The organism is Aeromonas sp. S18(2024) (assembly GCF_041402525.1).
Taxonomy (GTDB): Bacteria; Pseudomonadota; Gammaproteobacteria; order Enterobacterales; family Aeromonadaceae; genus Aeromonas; species Aeromonas enteropelogenes.
On sequence record NZ_JBGLQV010000004.1, the window covers coordinates 256678 to 278238 of the forward strand.

17 protein-coding genes and 1 riboswitch are annotated in these 21561 nt (G+C 61.0%); of the genes, 14 read left to right on the plus strand and 3 right to left on the minus strand.

The features are described 5' to 3' along the window. Positions 1-9: 9 nt before the first annotated feature. The 9 genes from flgE (at position 10) to mgtE (ending at position 11010) form a co-directional block, all read left to right on the plus strand. On the plus strand, positions 10-1368 hold the full coding sequence (flgE, locus tag ACB034_RS09665; protein WP_371172705.1) for a flagellar hook protein FlgE: 1359 nt from the start codon (positions 10-12) through the stop codon (positions 1366-1368). A 152-nt stretch (positions 1369-1520) separates the two neighbouring features. Then, positions 1521-2267 (plus strand): flagellar basal-body rod protein FlgF, encoded by a 747-nt coding sequence (flgF, locus tag ACB034_RS09670; RefSeq protein WP_026456462.1) that lies wholly within the window; start codon positions 1521-1523, stop codon positions 2265-2267. Positions 2268-2281: 14 nt separating this feature from the next. Further along, positions 2282-3070: a flagellar basal-body rod protein FlgG gene (gene flgG, locus ACB034_RS09675; protein WP_026456463.1), complete on the plus strand. Its 789-nt coding sequence runs from the start codon at positions 2282-2284 to the stop codon at positions 3068-3070. Positions 3071-3084: 14 nt separating this feature from the next. Further along, positions 3085-3756: a flagellar basal body L-ring protein FlgH gene (flgH, locus tag ACB034_RS09680; RefSeq protein ID WP_026456464.1), complete on the plus strand. Its 672-nt coding sequence runs from the start codon at positions 3085-3087 to the stop codon at positions 3754-3756. 8 nt (positions 3757-3764) lie between these two features. Beyond that, complete coding sequence (locus tag ACB034_RS09685; protein WP_061475498.1) at positions 3765-4862, plus strand: flagellar basal body P-ring protein FlgI; 1098 nt, start codon at positions 3765-3767, stop codon at positions 4860-4862. 43 nt (positions 4863-4905) lie between these two features. Continuing rightward, positions 4906-5973 (plus strand): flagellar assembly peptidoglycan hydrolase FlgJ, encoded by a 1068-nt coding sequence (gene flgJ, locus ACB034_RS09690; RefSeq protein ID WP_371172706.1) that lies wholly within the window; start codon positions 4906-4908, stop codon positions 5971-5973. Between the two features lie 3 nt (positions 5974-5976). Further along, the gene (locus tag ACB034_RS09695) at positions 5977-7980 is read left to right on the plus strand and encodes a flagellar basal body rod C-terminal domain-containing protein (RefSeq protein WP_371172707.1); all 2004 of its coding nucleotides are present in this window, start codon (positions 5977-5979) and stop codon (positions 7978-7980) included. Positions 7981-7984: 4 nt separating this feature from the next. Continuing rightward, complete coding sequence (gene flgL / locus ACB034_RS09700) at positions 7985-9193, plus strand: flagellar hook-associated protein FlgL (RefSeq protein ID WP_124238183.1); 1209 nt, start codon at positions 7985-7987, stop codon at positions 9191-9193. A gap of 174 nt (positions 9194-9367) precedes the next feature. After that, positions 9368-9537, plus strand: a riboswitch (M-box (ykoK) riboswitch). A gap of 123 nt (positions 9538-9660) precedes the next feature. Beyond that, a complete protein-coding gene (mgtE, locus tag ACB034_RS09705; RefSeq protein ID WP_371172708.1) occupies positions 9661-11010 on the plus strand; it encodes a magnesium transporter in 1350 nt (449 codons plus the stop codon). A 68-nt stretch (positions 11011-11078) separates the two neighbouring features. On the opposite strand, the gene ppx is transcribed toward mgtE, so the two are convergent. From ppx to ACB034_RS09720, 3 genes are all read right to left on the minus strand, one after another. Further along, complete coding sequence (gene ppx / locus ACB034_RS09710) at positions 11079-12569, minus strand: exopolyphosphatase (RefSeq protein WP_371172709.1); 1491 nt, start codon at positions 12567-12569, stop codon at positions 11079-11081. Further along, the gene (gene ppk1, locus ACB034_RS09715) at positions 12559-14628 is read right to left on the minus strand and encodes a polyphosphate kinase 1 (RefSeq protein WP_268854836.1); all 2070 of its coding nucleotides are present in this window, start codon (positions 14626-14628) and stop codon (positions 12559-12561) included. Before ppk1 ends, ppx begins: the two co-directional genes overlap by 11 nt. Positions 14629-14700: 72 nt before the next feature. Beyond that, positions 14701-15213 carry a glycine cleavage system protein R gene (locus ACB034_RS09720; RefSeq protein WP_061475494.1) on the minus strand — a complete coding sequence of 171 codons (513 nt, stop codon included), beginning with the start codon at positions 15211-15213 and terminating at the stop codon, positions 14701-14703. Positions 15214-15448: 235 nt separating this feature from the next. Here ACB034_RS09720 and ACB034_RS09725 point away from each other — a divergent pair, with 235 nt between their 5' ends. The 5 genes from ACB034_RS09725 (at position 15449) to ACB034_RS09745 (ending at position 21342) form a co-directional block, all read left to right on the plus strand. Then, positions 15449-16318, plus strand: a complete 870-nt coding sequence (locus tag ACB034_RS09725) for a DUF2726 domain-containing protein (RefSeq protein WP_371172710.1) — start codon at positions 15449-15451, stop codon at positions 16316-16318. Positions 16319-16560: 242 nt separating this feature from the next. Continuing rightward, complete coding sequence (locus ACB034_RS09730) at positions 16561-17982, plus strand: sigma-54 dependent transcriptional regulator (RefSeq protein WP_061475492.1); 1422 nt, start codon at positions 16561-16563, stop codon at positions 17980-17982. A gap of 106 nt (positions 17983-18088) precedes the next feature. Continuing rightward, positions 18089-19123, plus strand: coding sequence for a PAS domain-containing sensor histidine kinase (locus ACB034_RS09735; RefSeq protein WP_042025453.1), 1035 nt, complete (start codon positions 18089-18091; stop codon positions 19121-19123). Next, positions 19120-20460, plus strand: coding sequence for a sigma-54 dependent transcriptional regulator (locus ACB034_RS09740; RefSeq protein WP_342017010.1), 1341 nt, complete (start codon positions 19120-19122; stop codon positions 20458-20460). The genes ACB034_RS09735 and ACB034_RS09740 overlap by 4 nt, the downstream gene beginning before the upstream one ends. Positions 20461-20580: 120 nt before the next feature. After that, entirely contained in the window at positions 20581-21342 is a 762-nt protein-coding gene (locus tag ACB034_RS09745; protein ID WP_371172711.1) for a Nif3-like dinuclear metal center hexameric protein, read from the plus strand. Positions 21343-21561: the final 219 nt, after the last annotated feature.

The following is a 21561-nucleotide window of genomic DNA, read 5'->3' on the forward strand; positions in this document are numbered from 1 at the left end:
GAGCTGAACATGTCATTTAACAACGCTTTAAGTGGTGTCAACGCGGCACAGAAAGACCTTAACGTCACCGCTAACAACATCGCCAACGTCAACACTACCGGCTTCAAGGAATCACGTGCCGAGTTTGCTGACGTCTATGCCAACTCCATCTTCGTCAACGCCAAGACCCAGGTCGGCAACGGTGTGGCAACCGGTGCGGTGGCGCAGCAGTTCCACCAGGGGGCGCTGCAGTTCACCAACAACTCGCTGGACCTGGCCATCCAGGGCAACGGTTTCTTCGTGACCTCGGACGGGCTGACCAACCTGGATCGCACCTACACCCGTGCCGGGGCTTTCAAGCTCAACGAAAACAGCTACATGGTCAATAACCAGGGCCACTATCTGCAAGGCTACGAGATCAATGATGACGGCACCCCCAAGGCGGTGAGTATCAATGCGACCAAGCCGATCCAGATCCCGGATCGGGCCGGTGAGCCGGTTCAGACCAGCAAGATAGAAGCGAGCTTCAACCTGCCTTCAACAGCGACCCCGCTGCCGGCGGGTAATGCTGCCGCGGATGCCTCGACCTTTGATCCGAAAGATTCGAAAACCTACTCCTCTTCGACTTCAGTGGTGGTTTACGACTCGCTGGGTGAACCCCATACCATCACCCAGTACTTCATCAAGGAGGCCGATCCGGCCGATCTGACCAAGCCGGCCGATCCCACCTCCTGGCGCATGTACCTGTATGAAGGGGACAAACCCATCGACATCGCCGGTGGCTCAGCCCCGACCATGGCGGCAGGCCTGAGCCAGGCACCGCTGGGTGCCCGTATCCAGTTCGGCGCCGATGGCAAGATGATCACCCCGACCAGCCCTGCCGTCATCACGACCGAAGCGCTGGGTGCCGGTGGTGCCGGCATCATCACCAACGGCGCCGATCCGACCCAGCAGGTGGAGATCAAGTTGGGCACCATCACCCAATATGCCTCGCCGTTCGAAGTCAACAAGTTGACACAGGATGGCTCTACCGTCGGTCGCCTGACCAAGGTCGAAATCACTCCGGATGGCATCGTCTCCGCCACCTACAGCAACGCGACCACTGTCAAGGTCGCCATGGTGGCCATGGCCAAGTTTGCCAACTCCCAGGGGCTGACTCAGGTGGGGGACACCTCCTGGCGTCAATCCCTGCTCTCCGGCGATGCGCTGCCCGGTACGCCCAACTCGGGTACCTTCGGTAGCATCAAGTCGTCGGCACTGGAGCAGTCCAACGTTGACCTGACCAACGAGCTGGTGGACCTCATCACGGCGCAGCGCAACTTCCAGGCCAACTCCCGTTCGCTGGAAGTCAACAGCTCACTGCAACAGACCATATTGCAGATCCGCTGATCTCTCTGATAGCGAGGCGCCTTTAGGCGCCTCGCGCTTTTCTGTCCCGCCTTCGACTATCCGCAAATCATCCCGTCACCGAGCCAAATTTACGCTGTTGGCATCCAAATTGCAGTTATCCCCTCAGAGTCATCTGTTTGACGGAGGATCCCATGGATCACCTGCTTTACATCGCCATGTCCGGGGCCAAGGAGAACATGAACAGTTTGGCTGTTCGTGGCAACAACCTGGCCAACGCCAACACCATCGGCTTCAAGTCTGATTTTGAGCAGGCCAGAAGCATGCAGGCGTTTGGCGAGGGCTTGCCGTCACGGGTATTTGCCATGACGGAGCGGCCGGGCCAGAACCTGCAGCACGGCATGCTGATGACGACCGGGCGGGATCTGGACGTGGCCGTGGATGGCCCGGGCTGGATTGCGGTACAGGATCCCAAGGGGGGAGAGGCCTTTACCCGCATGGGTAACCTCCAGGTGAGTGCCACGGGCAATCTGCAGACTTCGACCGGGCTCAACGTCGTGGATGACGGTGGCCGCCCCATCGTGCTGCCGATGCCAATGGAAAAGATCGAAATCAACCGGGATGGCACCATCAGTGGCCGTCCCGAAGGGGCCGCCGCCAACCTGCCGGAGGATTTCCAGCGGATCAAGCTGGTCAACCCGGCCGCTGATGCGGTGGAGAAGGGGCAGGATGGCCTGTTTCGCCGCAAGGATGGCCAGAACGAGGCGGCCTCCGCCAATGTTGGCCTGATTGCCGGCTCCCTCGAGGGGAGCAACGTCAATGTGGTTGACGAGATGACCAACCTGATCCGGCTGCAACGTCAGTTCGAAACCCAGGTCAAAATCATGAAGACGGCCGAGGAAAATGACGAGGCCCAAACCCAGCTGCTGCGTATCAGCTAATCAAGGAGTTTTACATGAATCCTGCACTCTGGATCAGCAAGACCGGGTTGGATGCCCAGCAGACCAACATCTCGGTCACCTCGAACAACCTGGCGAACGCCAGCACCGTCGGCTTCAAGAAGTCGCGGGCCATCTTCGAGGATCTGCTCTATCAAAACATCAACCAGCCAGGTGGCCGCTCCTCGGCGGATACCGAACTCCCCTCAGGCCTGATGCTGGGGGCCGGTGCCAAGGTGGTTGCGACCCAGAAGAACCACAGCCAGGGCAACGTCCAGACTACCGACAACTCGCTGGACCTGATGATCAGCGGCCGCGGCTATTTCGAAATCCAGTTGCCGGATGGCAGCGCCGCCTATACCCGCAATGGTCAGTTTACCCTGAACGACGAGGGGACCATAGTGACCCCGGGCAACGGTTATCCCCTGCAGCCCGAAATCCAGATCCCGCAGGATGCCCAGAGCGTCACCGTGGGTGAGGATGGTCAGGTTTCGGTCCAGCTCAAGGGCGATGGTGCTTCCCAGGTGGTGGGCCAGATCAATATCTCGGATTTCGTCAACCCCACCGGCCTGCAGCCGATGGGGGAGAACATGTTTGTCGAGACCCAGTCCAGCGGCGCGGCCATTCAGGGCACCGCCGGGGCTGACGGGATCGGGGTGATCAAACAGGGCATGCTGGAGACCTCCAACGTCAACGTGACCGAGGAGCTGGTCAATCTCATCCAGGCACAGCGTGTCTACGAGATGAACTCCAAGGTGCTCTCCGCCGTCGATTCCATGACGTCCTTCCTGATCCAGCGAACCTAATTAGGAGGTCCAGAATGAAAGCCGTATGGATGCTGGGATTACTGGTGCTGGGGGGCTGTTCGTCCACGCCCTATACACCCAGACCGGATGACCCCGAGTTTTCTCCCGTCTACGGGGAGTCGGAGCCGGTATCGGTCAAACCCACCGGCGCCATTTTTCAACCGGATCAGGTCAATGGCATCTATTCGGACATCAAGGCGCACAAGGTGGGTGACATCATCACCATCGAACTTGCCGAATCGACCTCGGCGTCCAAGAAGGCCAACACCCAGAGTGGCAAGGACAACAAGTTCAACCTGGATACCGTCACCCTGGGTGGCGTGCCGGTGACGGCCAGCCCCTACGATCTCTCCGCCAACATCGGCCAGAACAGCGCCTTCAAGGGGCAGGCCAAGGCGGATCAGAGCAACAGTCTGCAAGGCAACATCTCGGTCAGCGTGGCCAAGGTGCTACCCAATGGCAACCTGCTGGTGCGGGGCGAGAAGTGGATCATGCTCAACAACGGCAACGAATATATCCGCATCACGGGTCTCATTCGTCCCGAGGATGTCTCCTCGGAGAACAGCGTCTCCTCCCAGAAGGTGGCGAATGCCCGCATCTATTACGGCGGCACCGGTGATCTGGCCAATAGCCAGGAGCAGGGATGGCTCACCAGCTTTTTCAATGGTCCCTGGTGGCCGCTCTAGGAGATGTTATGAAGTCACTGCGTCTTGTGGCCCTGCTCTGCTGCCTGTTGCCCCTGGGGGCGGCCTACGCCGCCCGCATCAAGGACATCAGCTCGGTGGAAGGGGTGCGTAGCAACCAGCTGATCGGCTATGGCTTGGTGGTGGGCCTGCCCGGTACCGGCGAGAAGAACAACGCCTTCACCGAGCAGACCTTCCGTACCATGCTGAACAATTTCGGCATCAAGGTACCGGACAACATCAAGCCCAAGATCAAGGACGTGGCGCCGGTGGCCATCCATGCCGATCTGCCACCCTTCTCCAAGCCGGGGCAGACCATAGACGTGACCGTTTCCGCCATCGGCGAGGCCAAGAGCCTGCGTGGTGGCACCCTGCTGCAGAGCTTCCTCAAGGGGTTGGATGGCCGGGTTTATGCAGTTGCCCAGGGCAGCCTGGTGGTTGGCGGTCTGGGGGCCGAGGGGGCCGATGGTTCCAAGGTGGTGATCAACACCCCGACCGTGGGACGTATCGCCAATGGCGCCACCGTGGAGCGGGAAGTGCCCAACTCCTTCAGCCAGGGGGATACCATCACCTTCAACCTCAATCGCCCGGACTTCACCACCGCCCGCCGTCTGGCGGACGTGGTCAACGATTTGGTCGGCCCCAACACGGCCCAGGCCCTCGATGCGACCTCGGTGCAGGTCTATGCGCCGCGGGATCCGGGCCAGCGCGTCTCCTATCTCGCCACCATCGAGAACCTGGAGGTGGATCCGGCCAACGAGGCGGCCAAGATCATCGTCAACTCCCGCACCGGTACCATCGTCATCGGCAGCGAGGTACGCCTCAAGCCGGCCGCCGTCAGCCATGGCGGCCTGACGGTGACCATCGCGGAAAACCAGCAGGTGTCCCAGCCCAATCCGCTCTCCGGCGGCCAGACGGCGGTCACCAACAACTCCACCATCAATGTGCAGCAGGCCGAGGGACGTATGTTCAAGCTGGATACCGGCGCGACCCTGGACGATCTGGTGCGGGCAGTGAATCAGGTCGGGGTGGCCCCCGGCGATTTGATGGCGATCCTCGAGGCGCTGCAGCAGGCGGGTGCCATCGAGGGCCAATTGGTCATATTGTAACAAGCGGCAAGGGGTTGCCGTGGGCGGCAATGAGGTATGAGAAATGGCAGAATTTGACAGCAACAGCGGCATGAATCTCGGGGTCGTACAGGATATCCAGAACCTGGATCGCCTGCGCCAGATGAGCCAGAGCGAGAGCAAGGAGGGGAAAGCAGAAGCTCTGCAGGCCGCCTCCCGTCAGTTCGAGTCCATCTTTACCCAGATGCTGTTCAAGGGGATGCGCCAGGCCAACCAGGTGCTGACCCAGGACAACCCCATGAGCAGCAGCTATACCCAGTTCTATGAGGGGATGCTCGACGAGCAGCGGGTTGCCGACATGTCCAGCAAGGGGGGCTTGGGGCTGGCCAACATGGTGGCCAAACAGCTTTCGCCCGAGACCTTCACCCACAGCGATGGCCGCATCCTCAAGATGCCCCAGCGTACCGAGCGGGTCTACAAGCCCTATCAGCCGCCCACCGCTGCCGCCAACGATTTGATTGAAACATCAAAAGTTGGCAAAGATTTTGCTGAAAAGGAGATGGCGCAAGAGAAACGTGACCTTGCCGCGCCGCGCCGGACTCACCGCACCGTGCCTCCGATGGGGCCCAGACACAGCGCTGGTGCGACTGCGCAGGATGGCAGCCAGGGTTTTGACACTCCGCAGGAGTTCGTCAACCGCCTGATGCCGCTGGCCAAGAAGGCGGCCGACAAGCTGGGCCTGAGCCCGGCGGTGCTGGTGGCCCAGGCTGCCCTCGAGAGTGGCTGGGGCAAGCGGGTGATCCGGGATGGCGAAGGCCAGATAACCCACAACCTGTTTGGCATCAAGGCCGATCCGCGCTGGCAGGGGCCGAAAACCGTGGTCAGCACGCTGGAGTATGAGCAAGGAGTGGCCTCGCGCCAGAAGGCGGCCTTCCGTTCTTACGAATCGTTTGAAGAGAGCTTCAACGACTACGTGGATTTCCTCACCTCGGGCACTCGCTACAAGGGGGCGCTGGCCAAGGTGGACAGTCCGGACCGCTACTTTGAAGCCTTGCAGCAGGCGGGATATGCCACGGATCCCCACTATGCCAGGAAACTGAAACAGGTATTGCGCAGCGATGCCATTGCCCAATACAACGAAAGGGAGCTGTAACGTATGGCAAGCGATCTGCTTGGAATTGGTACCTCGGGCGTGCTGGCACAGCAACGCCTGCTGCAGACCACCAGCAACAACATAGTCAACCTCAACAGCCAGGGCTATGTGCGCGAACGGACGCTGGTTTATACCAATTCCATCGGATTGGGCACGGGGGACATGGTGACCGAGCGGGTCATCAACAGTTACGCCCAGGGGGAAATGCGCCGTGACACCTCGGCCTATCACGCCTCCGCCACCCGCTTTGAACAGCTCTCCACCGTCGACGGCCTGCTCGGGGATACCAGCAACAGCGTCGGTACGGCCATTACCTCCTATTTCAAGGCGTTTCACACCGCCAACGAATCCCCAGCCGAGATTGGCGGGCGCAAGACCACCATGACCGAACTCGGCAATCTGGTGAACCGCTTCCACACCCTCTCCGGTCAGTTCGACACCCAGATGGATACCATCAACAAGCGTATCGAGGACGAGACCAAGCAGGTCAACAGCCTGCTCAACAGCATCAATGACCTCAACCAGGCCATCCTGCGCACCCAGGGTTCCCCCGAAGAGAACCTGATGCTGTTCGATCAGCGGGACGAGGCCATTCGCAAGCTCTCCGAGAAGATGGACATCCGTACCGTGCCCCAGGCCAATGGCAGCATGCTGGTCAACCTCAGCACCGGCCACTCGCTGGTGCTCGACGGCGGCGTGGCTCAGTTCCAGACGGTGGCCGGCGATCCGGACTCCCGCTCCCTGGAGCTCAAGCTGACCATGGGCAAGAATGAGGCAGATATCGACCACACCATCTTTGGTGGCGCCCTGGGCGGTCTGTTTGCCGCCCGCGACGATCTGGAGCCGACCCAGCGTGAGTTGGGCCAGTTGGCCATTGCCATGGCCGATGCCATGAACCGCCAGAACCACCTCGGCATGGATCTGGACAACGAGATCGGCGGCGACATCTTCTCCCTGCCCAGCAGCAAGGGGTTGCCCTACAGCGACAACGCCGGTACTGCGGGGGCCACGGTCAACTTCGTGCCCGGCAAGGGGGGGGAAGTGACCACCTTCGATTACGAGATCCAGTTCAGCAGCGCGACCGGATACGAGGTGTTCTCCCTGGACAAGGACGGCAACCGTACCTCCATCACCACGGGCACAACACCGCCGATGACTTTCGAGATCCCGGGCCATGGTCTTTCGGTGGATCTCACCGGAGCGCCTGCCGCCGGTGACAAGCTGCTACTGCAACCAACCAAACATGCCGCGGCCGGGGTGGAGCAACTGATCACCCGGCCCGAAGATCTGGCCCTGGCATCACCCCTCAAGGGGGACAAGGACAGCAACAACTTTGGCAGTGCCGAGATCAAGCTGAACGGCATTTTCAACACCGGGGCCGGCTCGAGTTTTACCGCCAACAGCCTGGATCCGGCCGCGCCCCAGGTCATCAAGATCGACAGTGCCGGCAACTACGAAGTCTACGCAAAGGACGGCACCACCCTGATCGGGGTGGCCCCCGCCTCCAGCAAGGGGCAGAACCTGATGGGCTCCATCGTCAACCCCTTCCCGGCGGGCACGCCTGTCTACAGCGATCCCAAGCAGACGCCGGGCTATGAGTTCAGCATCACTGGAACGGTCGAGCCCAAGGATACCTTCACCATCAGCTACAACGAGGATGGCTTTGCCGACAACAGCAACGGCCTGGCGCTGGCCGAGCTGCAGAACAAGGATCTGGTGCGCAAGAGCAGCAGCGGCAATACCAGCAACGACAAGATGACTTTCAACGAAGCCTATTCCGGCCTGGTGATGGGGGTGGGGAACAACACCAGTCAGGCGCGTACCCAGCTCAAGGCCAATGAGGCCAAGCTTATCCAGAGTTCCGGCATCTACGAAAGCGTGTCAGGGGTCAACCTGGAGGAGGAGGCGGCAAACCTGATCCGTTTCCAGCAATCCTATGCCGCCTCGGCCCAGGTGGTCAGCACGGCCAAGACCATCTTCGACACCCTGCTCTCTTCCGTGAGGTAAGTTCATGCGTATCACCACCAACATGATTTACAACCGCAGCCTCAGCTCACTGAACAACGCCAACGAACGGATCGCCAACGCCTATGAGCAGTTGCAGACCGGCAACAAGTTCAAGACGGCGGGGGAGGATCCCTCCGGCATGAGCCAGAAGATGGCCCTCACCAAGGAGATCGATCTGTTCAAGCAGTACGGGGTCAACGGCAGTCTGCTGGAGAACAGCCTGGGTCACGAGGAGACGGTGCTGAGCTCCATCAACACCGCCATGATGAGCGCCCAGACCCTGATCCAGAAGGCCAACAACTCGGCGGTCAGCTTCGATGACCGCAAGGCCATCGCCAGCGAGCTGGAAGGGCTGCAACAGCAGATCTTCGACCTGATGAACAGCAAGAACTCCCAGGGGGAGTACATCTTCGGGGGCAACCAGAGCAAGAACCAGCCCTTCATCAAGGATGCGAGCGGCAACTATGTGTTTCAGGGAGACACGGGTCAGCGCAACATCCAGGTCTCGCCCACCGTCGAGATCGCGGCCAACGACTCGGGCCAGGGGCTGTTCCAGATCGTGGCCACCCGCCGGACCGCCAGCGCCACTACCGGCAACCTCAAGGTGGAGATCGCCGATCAGGGCAACTTCGACAGCTTCTACCGCAACAACTACGACTCTTCCCTGGCCAGCAACAAGTACACCATCACTACCACGGCGGGTACCCCGGATACCTACGAGATCCTGGATGCTGGAGGCAACCCGGTGCAGTCGGGGGATTATGTGGCGGGCAACAAGATCCCCTTCAACGGGATGGAGCTGACCCTGGATCTGCCGGCTGGCGGCGCCGCCCAGGAGCTGGTGCTGGATCCGCCGCAAAACGACAATATCCTGAACGGCATGTCGAACTTCATCAACGACCTGCGCGATCCTTCCATCACCCCGGAGAACTTCCAGCTGTCGGTGGCCGATGCGAGCGTGCACATGAACAACGCCCGCTTCAACATGGATCGCGGACTGGGTGATCTCGGCAGCCGGATGAACAGCCTGGAGCAGGTGATGAACTCCAACGAGGGGCTCAGCACTCTCAATACCGAGGCGCGGGCCAAGGTCTCGGAAGCGGATCTCTACGATGTGATCTCGACCCTGGCCAAGGAGGACGCCGCCCTGAGCGCCTCCCAGCTCTCGTTCAGTAAGATAAGCCGCTTGACCCTGTTCGACTACATCCGCTGATGCATGAAATAACCAAAGGCCCTTCGGGGCCTTTTGTTATCCCGCCTCACACCCAATCCGCCGGCAATTGTAACAAGCTGTTGCGTATGGCTATTTTTGCCGCGCCCTGGGTTGACCCCTCTGGCCGATTGGCTGATCATGCCGCCCGCACAACAGGGGTTGTGCGTATTATTTGCAGCATCTCGTTAGGCGAGGCTCCTGTATAAACACAGGCCACTGATCTCACGACGTCCAGAGACGCCCAAGATCAGGACAGTTTTCATCGGATTAAGGTGTAAACCCAAGTGGCTTCCGGCATGCCGGATACGTTATGCAGTGCTAAAGCTGGTACGTGGGGATGATGACACGCCGAACGGCGTCATTTCCTGCCTATTACTCGTCAATCAAATTGCTGTTTTCTTGTCGTCGCATCCGGCGCCCTGCCGGATGTGTTCAGGCTTGCCTGAAATCACATGAGGATATCTGTGATGAAGAAAACACACACCCTTCTCAATCGTCATCAACTGCTCGATCTGGCGGCCCTGCAGGGTTGGCTGGCGCACAATCTGGATCCGGTCCAGCGCGCCGATCAACTGCTGACCCTGAAGGCCGAAGAGCTCAACTGTGTCTTTGACACCCTGCCGGTCACGCAAGGGGGCGCCCTGCTGGGGTCGCTGCCGGCGGAGAGTGCCGGCAACCTGCTGCTGAGGTTGCATGGCAGCATCGTCAGCGTGCTGCAGGAGGCTATTCCCCGTCGGGAGATGGTGACCATATTGCGCAAACTGGGTCGCAAGGATCGCCCCCGCCTGCTCGAGCGTTTTCCGGCGCAGGCCAGGGAGATGTACGAGGCCCTGCTGGATTGGCCCACCGAATCGGTGGGGGCCAACATGCGCCAGGAGTATCTGGCGGTGCGGGAAGCCGACTCTGCAGGCCGGGCCCGGCAACTGCTCCACGATGCCTGGGACAACGCCAGGCTGTTTCGCCAGATCTACGTGGTCAACGGGGAGGGCAAACTTCTGGGGAGCATCTCCCTCAAGGCGCTGTTGATCGCCGACCCGCAGGCGAGCGTAGCGACCCTGATGGACAGGGAAGCGGTGCGGATCAATGCACGGGCGGATCAGGAGCTGGCGGCGCGCCTGCTGATCGACCGTGACCTCCAGGTATTGCCGGTGGAGGATAGAGGGCGCCTGGTGGGGATCTTTCACCTCGACGATGCCGCCGACATTCTGGAGCGCGAATCCACCGAGGATGCCGAGATGCAGGGGGGCTCATCGCCCCTCGATACCTCCTATCTGCAGGCGACCCCCTGGCAGCTGTGGCGCAAGCGGGTAGGTTGGCTGCTGGTCCTGTTCGTGGCTGAAGCTTACACCGGCACTGTGCTGCGGGCGTTTGAAGAGCAGTTGGAGGCGGTCATCGCCCTGGCCTTCTTCATTCCGCTGCTCATCGGCACCGGCGGTAACAGTGGCACCCAGATCACCACCACGATCGTGCGCGCCATGGCAGTGGGGGAGGTGAGCCTGCGCAATCTGGGCTCGGTGCTGAGAAAGGAGCTCTCCACCGGTGTGCTGATTTCCCTGGCCATCGCGCTGGCCGCCTGGGTGCGGGCCTGGAGCCTGGGGGTTGGGCCCGAGATTGGATTGGTGGTGACCCTGACCATCATCGCCATCGTGCTGTGGAGCGCCACCGTCGCTTCGGTGATCCCCATGGTGCTGCGCCGTTTTCGCATCGATCCGGCTGTGGTGTCGGCGCCCTTCATCGCCACCCTGGTCGATGGTACCGGTCTCATCATCTACTTCGAAATTGCCAAGCTGTTGTTGCCGCAACTGCAGGGGGCGTAAGCAAGAAGCCCATAAGAAAAAAGGCAGCCAGTGGCTGCCTTTTTGCTTTGCTGTGAGTGACCGGTTTGTCAGGTGAGGTGAAACAGCAGGGGCCAGTCCTGTTCATTGCAGTAGCGCTGCTCTTTTTCCAAGTTTTGCATCAAGAGCCGGTTCTCCTCGCACCAGCTGGCGGGCAGGTTGACCACCAGTTGATCGCCAGCTGCCTGCACGTGCAGCTCGGGCAGCAGGTCATCCTGGCGCTTGTGATGGGCCGCCACGGCGAGGCGCAGGATGCGGATGCAGCGCAGCACCGTCTGCTCGTCGTGGTTGGGCAGGGCGGGCAGCTCGGCGAGTTTGAGCCCTTTGCGCTGGAAGCGCACCAGGGCCGCCAGCAGGGCCTGATCGTCCTGGTTGAAGCCGGGCAAGTCGGTGTGCTGCAGGATATAGGCGGAGTGGCGATGGATGCCGCTGTAGTTGATGGCAAGGCCAATCTCGTGCAGCCGTGCCGCCCAGCCGAGGATGGCGCGATAGGGCTCGGTCGGCATCTGCCAGGGCACTTGCAAGGCATCGAACAGGGCCAAGACACTCTGCTCGACCCGGGCGGCCTGCCTCTTGTCCATCTTGTAATGCAGCCCGAGAGCCTGGGCGGTGCGCTCGCGAATGTCGTGGTGCTGCAGCCGCTCCTCGAATTCATAGAGCAAGCCTTCGCGCAGGGCGCCGTCGGAGTACTCCATCCGCTCGATGGGCAGGGAGGTAAAGAGCCCGAGCAGGATGGCCACCGCGGCGGCGAACACCTCCTGGCGCTCCTCTGACAGACCACTCAGTTTGAGATTGTCCACCCGCTTGCGTTCAATCATCTCGGCCTTGAGTCGCTCCAGCCCCGCCAAGGTGATACCGCCGTCGGTCCAGCCTTCACCCTGCAGCACGTCCCGCACGGTGCGGATCGATCCCGAGCTGCCGAGGCAGCTCTGCCAGCCGAGCTTGCGGTACTGGTTGATGATGGGGGCGAGCTGGTGCTGGGCCTCCAGCACGGCGCTGGTGAAGGCCTTCTCGGTGAGCTTGCCGCCGGCAAAGAAGCTCTGGGTAAAGCTGACGCAACCCATCTTGCGGCTGGTGAGCGCCTTGTGTTCGAACCCTTCACCGACGATGAGCTCGGTGCTGCCGCCGCCGATGTCCACCACCAGCACCTGACCCTCGATGTGCTGGGTATGAGCGACCCCCTGATAGATGAGGCGCGCCTCCTCCTGACCGCTGATGATCTCGATGGGGTGGTTCAGCACCTTGGCCGCCTCGCTCACAAACTCGCGGGCGTTGCTGGCTCGGCGCAGGGTATAGGTGCCGGCGATGCGGATATGCTCCGGCCTGATGTTGGTGAGCCGCTCGGCAAACAGCGCCAGGCAGGCGAGGCCGCGAGCCATCGCCTCCGGACTCATCCGCTTTTGCTCATCCATCCCTTCCACCAGCCTCACCCGCTCCTTGATGCGATCGACGATGCGAAAGCGCCCCTCCGAGAGGTGGGCGATCACCATGTGAAAGCTGTTGGAGCCGAGATCCACGGCGGCATACAGACTATTGTCCATTGTTGGCCTCGATACGTTTGAGGTAGTCGTAAATCGCGACCTGGGAGCGGATCTTGCGACGGTTGCCCCGCTTCACGTATTCGTTCTTCTGGTCGGCATCGATGACCCGCGCCTTGCAGGTGTCGCTCAGTTGCAGCTCGAGAATGTCGAGGATGCGCTGCTTGAGCCGCTCGTCATAGATGGGAGTGCCCACCTCGATCCGCCCGTCAATGTTGCGGCTCATCCAGTCGGCGCTGGAGATGTAGAGCTGGGGATTGCCCTTGTTGTGAAACACCATCACCCTCGGGTGTTCAAGGAAGCGGTCGATGATGCTGATGACCCGGATGTTGTCGCTTAAGCCCGGCACGCCCGGGCGCAGGGCGCACATGCCGCGGATGATCATCTGGATGGGCACCCCGGCCTGGCTCGCGGCATAGAGACGGTTGATGAGGTCTCTGTCCACCAGGTTGTTGATCTTGAGAGTGATGCCGCTGGGCTGGCCCGCCTTGGCGTTGGTGAGCTCGTTGTCGATCATCCGGTAGAGTTGGCGGCGGCTGTTGATGGGGGAGACCAGCAGGTGGTTGAACTTGTAGCGCCGGTAGGGGTATTCGATGTACTCGAACACGCTCTCCACCTCGGCGGTGATGTCCGGGTGGCGGGTCAGCAGGGAGAAGTCGGTGTAGATCTTGGCGGTCTTCTCGTTGAAGTTGCCGGTGCCGATGTGGGCATAGCGCACCGCTTCGCCATTTTCGTGGCGAGTGATGAGGCAGAGCTTGGAGTGGATCTTGAGGCTCGGCACCCCGAACACCACCTTGACTCCGGCATTGGTCAGGATATTGGCCCAGTCGATGTTGGCCGCCTCATCGAAACGGGCGCGCAGCTCCACCACTACCGTCACCTTCTTGCCGTTGTTGGCGGCATCGATGAGGGAGTGAATGATGCGCGACTTCTTGGCAACCCGGTAGATGTTGATGCGAATGGCACTGACCGCCGGATCGAACGCCGCCTGGCGCACCAGCTCGGTGAAGTGGTGGAACTTGTGGTACGGGTAGTAGAGCAGTATGTCTTGCCTGGTGATGGCGTCGAAGGCGTTGACGAAACCGTCGAAGTCGCGGCACTCCAGGGCCGGCAGCTTGGGGTTTTCCAGATAGTCCCGCCCCACGTTGGGGAAGCCGATGAAATCCTTGAAGTTGTGATAGCGTCCGCCGGGCATGATGGCGTCGTAGGAGCTGATCTGTAGCTTGAGCTTTAAAAAGCTTATCATGGCGGCCGGCATCTCACGCTCGTAGACGAAGCGTACCGGCATGGCGGTGAGGCGCTGCTTCAGGCCATCACTCATCTTGTCCACCAGGCTCAAGTCCAGCTGATCCGAGAGGTCATACTCGGCGTCCCGGGTCAGCTTGACCGCATAAGCCGCAATCTCGTCGTAATCGAAGAAGCCCTTGAAGATCTCGTCGAGACAGAAGCGGATGACGTTGTCCAGGATGATGATCTGCTTCTTGCGCCGGGTGCCCTCCGGCGGCAGCTGGAAGAAGCGGGGCAGATCGTCGGTCGGCACCTCCACCAGGGCGTACTGGATCACCTGGCCATTCTTCTTCATCTCGATGGCCAGATAGGTGTACTCGTCTTTCAGGAACTTGACCGGGTTGACCTCCTTGTTGAGCAGGATCGGGATGATGTGGCGCAACACCTTCTCCCGGAAAAAGACCCGCAGCCATTTCTGGATGTTCTCGGAGAGCTGGTTCTCGTTGACCAGGAAGATGTTGTGGCGGGCCAGGGCGATCAGCAGCTCCTTGTAGGTGTTGTCGAACGCCTCGCCAAGGGCCATCACCTTCTGCTGGATGGCCCGCAGCAACACCTTGGCTTCGTCATCGCCGCCGTGTACCTCGTTGATCAGGATGCGGCGCTTGACGTCAGATACCCGCACCTTGAAGAACTCGTCCTGGTTGGACGAGAAGATCCCGAGGAAGCGGACCCGCTCAATGAGGGGCACCGTCTTGTCCATCGCCTCTTGCAACACCCGTTCATTGAATGAGAGCCAGCTCAGCTCTTTTTCTTCATACAGCTTGTCGGTGCTCATCTTGTGCCTCTGTGTCGATCCGTTTTAGGGGCTGGTATGGCGTGAATATATGACAGTTCAATGACAAAAATATTATTCGCCAAACCCCTCGTCGATATCGACCACCAGATCGTCGGAGAGGGACTCCAGTGCGCCGATCAGGGTCTCCATTTCGAGCTCGTCGGGCAGGGCGACCAGCGCGTGGGCATAGAAGAGCGGGGCGCCGGAATGGGGTGCCGGTTCACAGCCGGTGGTGAGATCGGCCACGTTGATGTTGAGCTGGCGCAAGATGCTGGCCACCTCGTGGACAATACCGGGACGATCGTTGCCGGTGACCGTCATCATCATCTGGTTGACTGGCTCTGCCGAGGGGGTTCCTTCGGCGAAGCTGATGGTGAGGCCTGGCAGCATGGCCAGCGCTTCGCACAGGCTGCGATAGTGCGCTTCGGGAACCGATACATGGAGGATGCCGGCAAACTGGCCCGCTAATTCACTCATGGCACTGCCCAGCCAGTTGCCCTGCTCGCGGCTGATGACGGCCGCCAGGCTTTCGACGATCCCGGGTTTGTCTGCACCGATCACGGTGACCACCAATTGCTTTTGCATCCTGCTCTCCTTGGAATGGTTTTTGGTCCGGCCGGGATGTCGTCGCGAGTGCAACGTCATCTCAACCGACCCTAGCATTGTGCCTGCTGTGGCAGGCCATATGAAGCCCCGTCCGCAGGCAAATGGACAAAAAGCGGGGCGTTTTGCTTATCCACCTCAATTGTCGGCTGCCTTGTGCCACGACGGCTGTGGTAGAGTGAGCGCCCTGTCGTGTCGTGAACTGGATCGCGTTTTCATGAATATCCTCATCCTTTCGGGTTTGCTGTTGCTGGCGCTGCTCGTGCTGGCGATCGTCTGGCGTCGGGGCCGGCGCCCGCAGCGTCTGCCCTATGAGCTGCAGGAGACCCTGCTAAACCCCGCCGAACGGGCCTTTCTCACCGTGTTGGAACAGGCGGCAGGGGAACAGGCCAGGGTCTTTGCCAAGGTGCCGGTGGCCGATGTGCTGGCGCCACAGGCCGCCCTTGGCAAGGGCAAATGGCAGCAGTACGCGGGCAAGATAGGGGGCAAGCATTTTGATTACCTGCTGTGCCATCCCGCCGATCTCTCTTTTGTCTGCGCCATCGAGCTTGATGACAGCGGCCCCCGCCACCAGAAGCGCAAGGTGCGTGACAGCTTCCTGAAGGCGGCCTGTGACGGCGCCGGTTTTCCCCTGCTGCAGATCCCCGCAGGCAGCCACTATCTGGTGGAAGATCTGCGCGAGCAGCTTCAGCCGCTGTTGACCAAGAGGCGTGAACCGCAGGCCGATGAGCTGCTGCCCGGGGAGCGGCGAGAACCTACCTTCAACCCGTTGTTGCTCGATGGGGTCGATGTGGAAGGCAAAGAGCACAAGCGGGCTGCCCCCCTGGCCGGGCTGTCGTCAACCGAACCCGAGTTGGCTGTCACCAGGACAACCGTCGTGTTCGAGCCAGCAGAAGAGGAGCTGGCCGCTCTGCTGTTCGACGATCCGGAGGATGATGAGGAGCAAGACGCCCCCCACTGTCCTCGCTGCGATGCCCCGCTGGTGGAGCGGGAAGCCAAAAAAGGCCCTCATGCCGGCCGGCTATTTCTCGCCTGCAGTCGTTTTCCCGAGTGCCGTTACGCAGCTCCTCACCATTCCCGTCACTGAGCTTGTCGGGAGTGCCGACACGGCCCGCCTGGCGGGCCGTTTTCCCCGTTTCTGCTTGCGCAAAAAAATCGTTGGCAAAATTTATCTTCTCCCCTCTTTGTGTCGATACACTTACCCTGACTACGACAATTTTTGACAATGTGTCGGATTTTTGGCACTTTGTGTGCCGCAAAGGAACCGTCAACGAGCGTTTTATAATCAAATAAAACAATAAGTTAGCTATGTAATCGCGAGAGGTGGATATGGTGGAGATGGGCGTGTTGATTGTTGATGCCGATGAAGCACGGCGTCAGCAATTGGAAACAGTGCTCTCGTTCATGGGGATCCCGTGGCAGGATGTGGCCGAAGGGGACCTCGACGTTGCCATCGAATCCGCCGGCCCGCTGCAGGGGGTATTGGTGGGTGAGCTGACGGAGCGCCCCTTGCCCGAGCTGCTGGCGGCCTTTCCCCGCACACCGTTTCTCTCCCTGATCGATGCCGATCTCGACAACAGCAATTTCATCGGTGTGGCGCAGGCCCCCATCACTTACGAATCCCTCACTCGCCATCTGCATTTCTGTCAGGCGTTTGTCTCCCTGCATCCTCGCCAGCAGACCCACGACAAGGGTCAGGCTCTGCTGCGCCTGCTGGTGGGCAAGGGCAAGGGGATCCAGGAGGTGCGCCGCCTCATCGGTCAGGTGGCCGAGACCGATGCCAACGTGCTGATCCTGGGGGAATCCGGAACCGGTAAAGAGGTGGTGGCACGGGCTATCCACGAACTATCAACCCGCAGTGCCGGTCCCTTCGTGCCCATCAACTGTGGTGCCATTCCCGCCGAACTGCTCGAGAGCGAGCTGTTTGGCCACGAGAAGGGGGCCTTCACCGGTGCCATCGCCGCTCGCCGTGGTCGCTTCGAGCTGGCTCAGGGAGGTACCCTGTTTCTCGACGAGATCGGCGACATGCCGATGCCGATGCAGGTCAAGTTGCTGCGGGTATTGCAGGAGCGAATGTTCGACAGAGTCGGTGGCGGCAAGCCCATCCAGGCCGATGTGCGTGTCATCGCCGCGACTCACCGGGATCTGGAGGCGATGATCCGCACCCAGGATTTTCGCGAGGATCTCTATTACCGCCTCAACGTCTTCCCCATCGAGACGCCGCCGCTGCGGGATCGCTGTGATGACATTCCCCTGCTGCTGCAGGAGCTGCTCAATCGCCATGCGGAGCAGCACCAGGGTTTCATTCGCCTGACCCAGCGCGCCATGGAGTCCCTGATGCAGTACCCCTGGCCTGGTAATGTACGCGAGCTCTCCAACCTGCTGGAGCGGCTGCTCATCCTTTACCCGCACCAGATCGTCGATGTGGCGGACTTGCCGAGCCGTTACCGCCTGCTGCCCTGCGAGCCACGGGACGAGCGGCTGACCGAGATGGACGAGCGCGATGCGCTGGCTGCCGTGTTCCAGGACCCGCCCGAGCTGGATCACGCCTTCAGCTCGGCCCGCTCCATGCAGTTGCCGGAGGAGGGGGTCAATCTCAAGGAGATGCTGGCCGACCTCGAGGTAGAGCTGATCCGCCAGGCCCTGGAGTCCCAGGAGGGGGTAGTGGCCCGCGCCGCCGACCTGCTCGGCATGCGTCGTACCACCCTGGTCGAGAAGATGAAAAAATACGGGATGAGCAAGGAGGGCTAAGGGTCAATGCCTTGACGCCTGTCTTTAATCCTTTGTTTTAATTGATTTAATCTAGTGGCATGAAAATTGAATGAGCTGACCAAATTGCCAGTTTGAGGTCAGCTTTATGACAATCTTGCAGCAGGACATGCCACTCCAGTCCCACGAAGTGAGCCAGCTCTACGCCATCTTCACGGCACTCCCCACCGGGGTGTTGCTGCTCGATGGCGCCGGGGTGATCACCCGGGCCAATCCGGCCGCGCTCTCCCTGCTGGGGGAGCCGCTGGAAGGGGAACTCTGGCGTCAGGTCATCGCCCGCTGCTTCGAACCCCGGGAAGATGACGGCCACGAGATCTCCCTGCGCGATGGCCGCCGGGTCCAGCTCTCGACCCAGCCCCTGCCGGATCAGCCCGGCCAGCTGGTGTTCATCAACGATCTCACCGAGACCCGCAAGCTGCAGGATCGCGTCAACCACATGAAGCGGTTGTCGGCCCTTGGCAACATGGCAGCCTCACTGGCCCACCAGATCCGCACGCCACTCTCTGCCGCCATGCTCTATGGCGCCAACCTGGCCAACCGCACCCTCAAACCCGAATCCCGCAGCCAGTTTCAGCAAAAGCTGATGGACAGGCTCAAGGATCTGGAAAAGCAGATCAACGACATCCTGCTGTTTGCCCGCAACGGCGACAATCAGGTGGTCACCCCCATCTCGGTGCAGGGGTTGATGGCCGAGGTGCAGGCGGGGGCCGAGGCCTTCTGCCTGCAGCAAGGATGCGAGCTGCACATACAGGCGCCGGAGCCCGATCTCTGCCTGCTGGCCAACAGCAACGCGCTCTCGGGAGCCATCAACAACCTGATCGCCAACGCCCAGCAGGCGGGGGCCGATTCGCTCCTGGTGAGTGCGGTGCGCAGTGGCTCCCGGGTGGAGATGCGCGTCATCGACAATGGCAAGGGGATCCCGAGTCATCAGCTCGGCCAGGTGTTCGAACCTTTCTTTACCACCCGCTCCCAGGGCACAGGCCTTGGACTGGCGGTGGTGCAATCCGTCGTACGTGCCCACCAGGGGGAGGTCAGCGTGGCCTCCGTGCCTGGTGAAGGCACCTGTTTTACTCTGTCGTTCCCCCTGCATCAGCAGTCGGTGCAGCTTGGAGGTGTAGCATGACACAGGCCAGGATCCTGGTAGTTGAAGATGACAATGGCCTGCGCGAGGCGTTGGTGGATACCCTGCTGCTCGGCGGTTACGAGTGCCGTGAGGTGGACAGCGGTGAGCGGGCCCTGCTTGCCCTCTCGCGCCAGAACTTTGACATGGTGATCTCCGATATCCAGATGGGGGGCATGGATGGCCTGACCCTGCTGGCCACCATTCGCCAGCAATATCCGCAATTGCCGGTCCTCCTGATGACCGCCTACGCCAACATCGACGGCGCGGTGCGCGCCATGCGCGAAGGGGCCATCGACTACCTGGCCAAGCCCTTCTCCCCCGAGGTGCTGCTCAATCAGGTCAGCCGTTACGTGCCGGCCCAGAAGGTGGAAAAACGCGCCGTGGTGTACGGGGATCCCAAGACCGCCGAGTTGTTCCAGCTGGCGACCCGGGTGGCCAGAAGTGAGGCGACCGTGATGGTGACCGGCCCGAGCGGCACCGGCAAGGAGGTGCTGGCTCGCTACATTCACGACAACTCCAGCCGCGCCGAGCAGCCCTTCATCGCCATCAACTGCGCCGCCATTCCGGAAAACATGCTGGAGGCGACCCTGTTCGGCTACGAGAAGGGGGCCTTCACCGGCGCGGTGCAGGGGTGCCCGGGCAAGTTCGAGCAGGCCCAGGGAGGGACTCTGCTCCTTGACGAGATCACCGAGATGGATCTTGGGCTGCAGGCCAAGCTGCTGCGGGTACTGCAGGAGAAAGAGGTGGAGCGGCTCGGCAGTCGCAAGATGATCCCCCTCGATGTGCGGGTTATCGCCACCAGCAACCGGGATCTGAAAAAAGCGGTGCAGGACGGCCTGTTCCGTGAAGACCTTTACTACCGCCTCAACGTCTTCCCGCTGCGCTGGTTGTCCCTATGCGAGCGCCCCGGCGACATACTGCCGCTGGCGGAACACCTGCTGGCCCTGCATGCCAGCCAGCAGGGCTTGCCAACGCCACAACTGGAGGCCGACGCACGCGAGTGTCTGCTGGCTCACCCCTGGCCCGGCAATGTGCGCGAGCTCGACAACGTGGTGCAGCGTGCTCTCATCCTGAGCCCGGACGGCGTCATCGGCGAGGGGCATCTCATCCTGGAAGAGGTGGACGAGCAGGAGATGGGCACCATGCCCGATCGCAGTTATGGCGGGGATCGCCTCGGCAGCGAGCTCAAACAGCAGGAGCACCAGATCATTCTCGACACCCTGCAGGACTGCAATGGCAGTCGCAAGGAGGTGGCCGACCGGCTCGGCATCAGCCCGCGTACCCTGCGCTACAAGCTGGCGCAGATGCGGGAGGCGGGGATCGACCTGCCTGCCTGAATGTAGGGGCTGTCATGGTCTTGCCGGCCCGGCTCGATTATCATGGGGCCCTTGGCGCTTTGAGCCTGGGCCCTGTTTTTATTGGTAAAACAGGGGCTCGAGCCTTAATAAGGGACCCTTATGATCTCTCATCGAAAACTCGAAACCGTACTCAATCATCAGCTCGAACCGCACACCATCAAGGATTACTGTCCCAATGGCCTGCAGGTGGAGGGGCGTGAGCGTATTCGCAAGGTGGTGACCGGCGTCACCGCCAGCCAGGCCCTGATCGATGCGGCGGTGGCCGCCAACGCCGATGCCATCCTGGTCCATCACGGCTACTTCTGGAGCGGCGAACCGGCCCAGATCACCGGCATGAAGCAGCGCCGCATCAAGACCCTGTTGACCCACGACATCAATTTGTTTGCCTACCATCTGCCGCTGGACGTGCATCCCGAGGTGGGCAACAACGCCCAGTTGGCCCAGTTGCTGGGCATCAAGGTGCGCCGCGGGCTGGAGCCCTGGAACAGCAAGAGCGTCGCCATGGTGGGCAAGCTGGAGACCCCCATGAGCGGGGCCGACTTTGCCAGACTGATTGCCGAGCGTCTCGGTCGTGAACCGCTTCACTGCGGCGACACCGGTCCCGAGCTCATCAGCTCGGTGGCCTGGTGCACCGGCGGTGGACAGAGCTACATCAATCTGGCGGCGGAGCAGGGCATCGATGCCTTCATCTCCGGCGAGGCCTCCGAGCAGACCATCCACACCGCCCGCGAGATGGGGATGCACTTCTACGCCGCCGGTCATCACGCCACCGAGCGCTACGGCATCAAGGCCTTGGGGGAGTGGCTCGCCACCGTGCATGGGCTGGATGTCACCTTTATCGATATCGATAATCCGGTGTAAACCAGTCCACGATCTTGCTGCGAAGCCGTGATCAAGGCTCATGTGCTGCTCGCTTATGTGCAGCAAAGAGTGCTCACGTATGTCCATACGCTCCGGTTCCTGAGCGGCTTGTGACCTTGCTGACGGTTTCTCGCGACAGGTCGTGAACAGCTTTGAATTAATGCAGCCATTGTTCGGGTATGCAGAAATGACAAGGGAGGCCAAAGCCTCCCTTGTTGC

What these genes read in the sequence shown, in the direction of transcription:
- flgE (WP_371172705.1), top strand. Translation starts at nt 10, where the DNA reads ATGTCATTTAACAACGCTTTAAGTGGTGTCAACGCGGCACAGAAAGAC.
- flgF (WP_026456462.1), top strand. Translation starts at nt 1,521, where the DNA reads ATGGATCACCTGCTTTACATCGCCATGTCCGGGGCCAAGGAGAACATG.
- flgG (WP_026456463.1), top strand. Translation starts at nt 2,282, where the DNA reads ATGAATCCTGCACTCTGGATCAGCAAGACCGGGTTGGATGCCCAGCAG.
- flgH (WP_026456464.1), top strand. Translation starts at nt 3,085, where the DNA reads ATGAAAGCCGTATGGATGCTGGGATTACTGGTGCTGGGGGGCTGTTCG.
- ACB034_RS09685 (WP_061475498.1), top strand. Translation starts at nt 3,765, where the DNA reads ATGAAGTCACTGCGTCTTGTGGCCCTGCTCTGCTGCCTGTTGCCCCTG.
- flgJ (WP_371172706.1), top strand. Translation starts at nt 4,906, where the DNA reads ATGGCAGAATTTGACAGCAACAGCGGCATGAATCTCGGGGTCGTACAG.
- ACB034_RS09695 (WP_371172707.1), top strand. Translation starts at nt 5,977, where the DNA reads ATGGCAAGCGATCTGCTTGGAATTGGTACCTCGGGCGTGCTGGCACAG.
- flgL (WP_124238183.1), top strand. Translation starts at nt 7,985, where the DNA reads ATGCGTATCACCACCAACATGATTTACAACCGCAGCCTCAGCTCACTG.
- mgtE (WP_371172708.1), top strand. Translation starts at nt 9,661, where the DNA reads ATGAAGAAAACACACACCCTTCTCAATCGTCATCAACTGCTCGATCTG.
- ppx (WP_371172709.1), bottom strand. Translation starts at nt 12,569, where the DNA reads ATGGACAATAGTCTGTATGCCGCCGTGGATCTCGGCTCCAACAGCTTT.
- ppk1 (WP_268854836.1), bottom strand. Translation starts at nt 14,628, where the DNA reads ATGAGCACCGACAAGCTGTATGAAGAAAAAGAGCTGAGCTGGCTCTCA.
- ACB034_RS09720 (WP_061475494.1), bottom strand. Translation starts at nt 15,213, where the DNA reads ATGCAAAAGCAATTGGTGGTCACCGTGATCGGTGCAGACAAACCCGGG.
- ACB034_RS09725 (WP_371172710.1), top strand. Translation starts at nt 15,449, where the DNA reads ATGAATATCCTCATCCTTTCGGGTTTGCTGTTGCTGGCGCTGCTCGTG.
- ACB034_RS09730 (WP_061475492.1), top strand. Translation starts at nt 16,561, where the DNA reads ATGGTGGAGATGGGCGTGTTGATTGTTGATGCCGATGAAGCACGGCGT.
- ACB034_RS09735 (WP_042025453.1), top strand. Translation starts at nt 18,089, where the DNA reads ATGACAATCTTGCAGCAGGACATGCCACTCCAGTCCCACGAAGTGAGC.
- ACB034_RS09740 (WP_342017010.1), top strand. Translation starts at nt 19,120, where the DNA reads ATGACACAGGCCAGGATCCTGGTAGTTGAAGATGACAATGGCCTGCGC.
- ACB034_RS09745 (WP_371172711.1), top strand. Translation starts at nt 20,581, where the DNA reads ATGATCTCTCATCGAAAACTCGAAACCGTACTCAATCATCAGCTCGAA.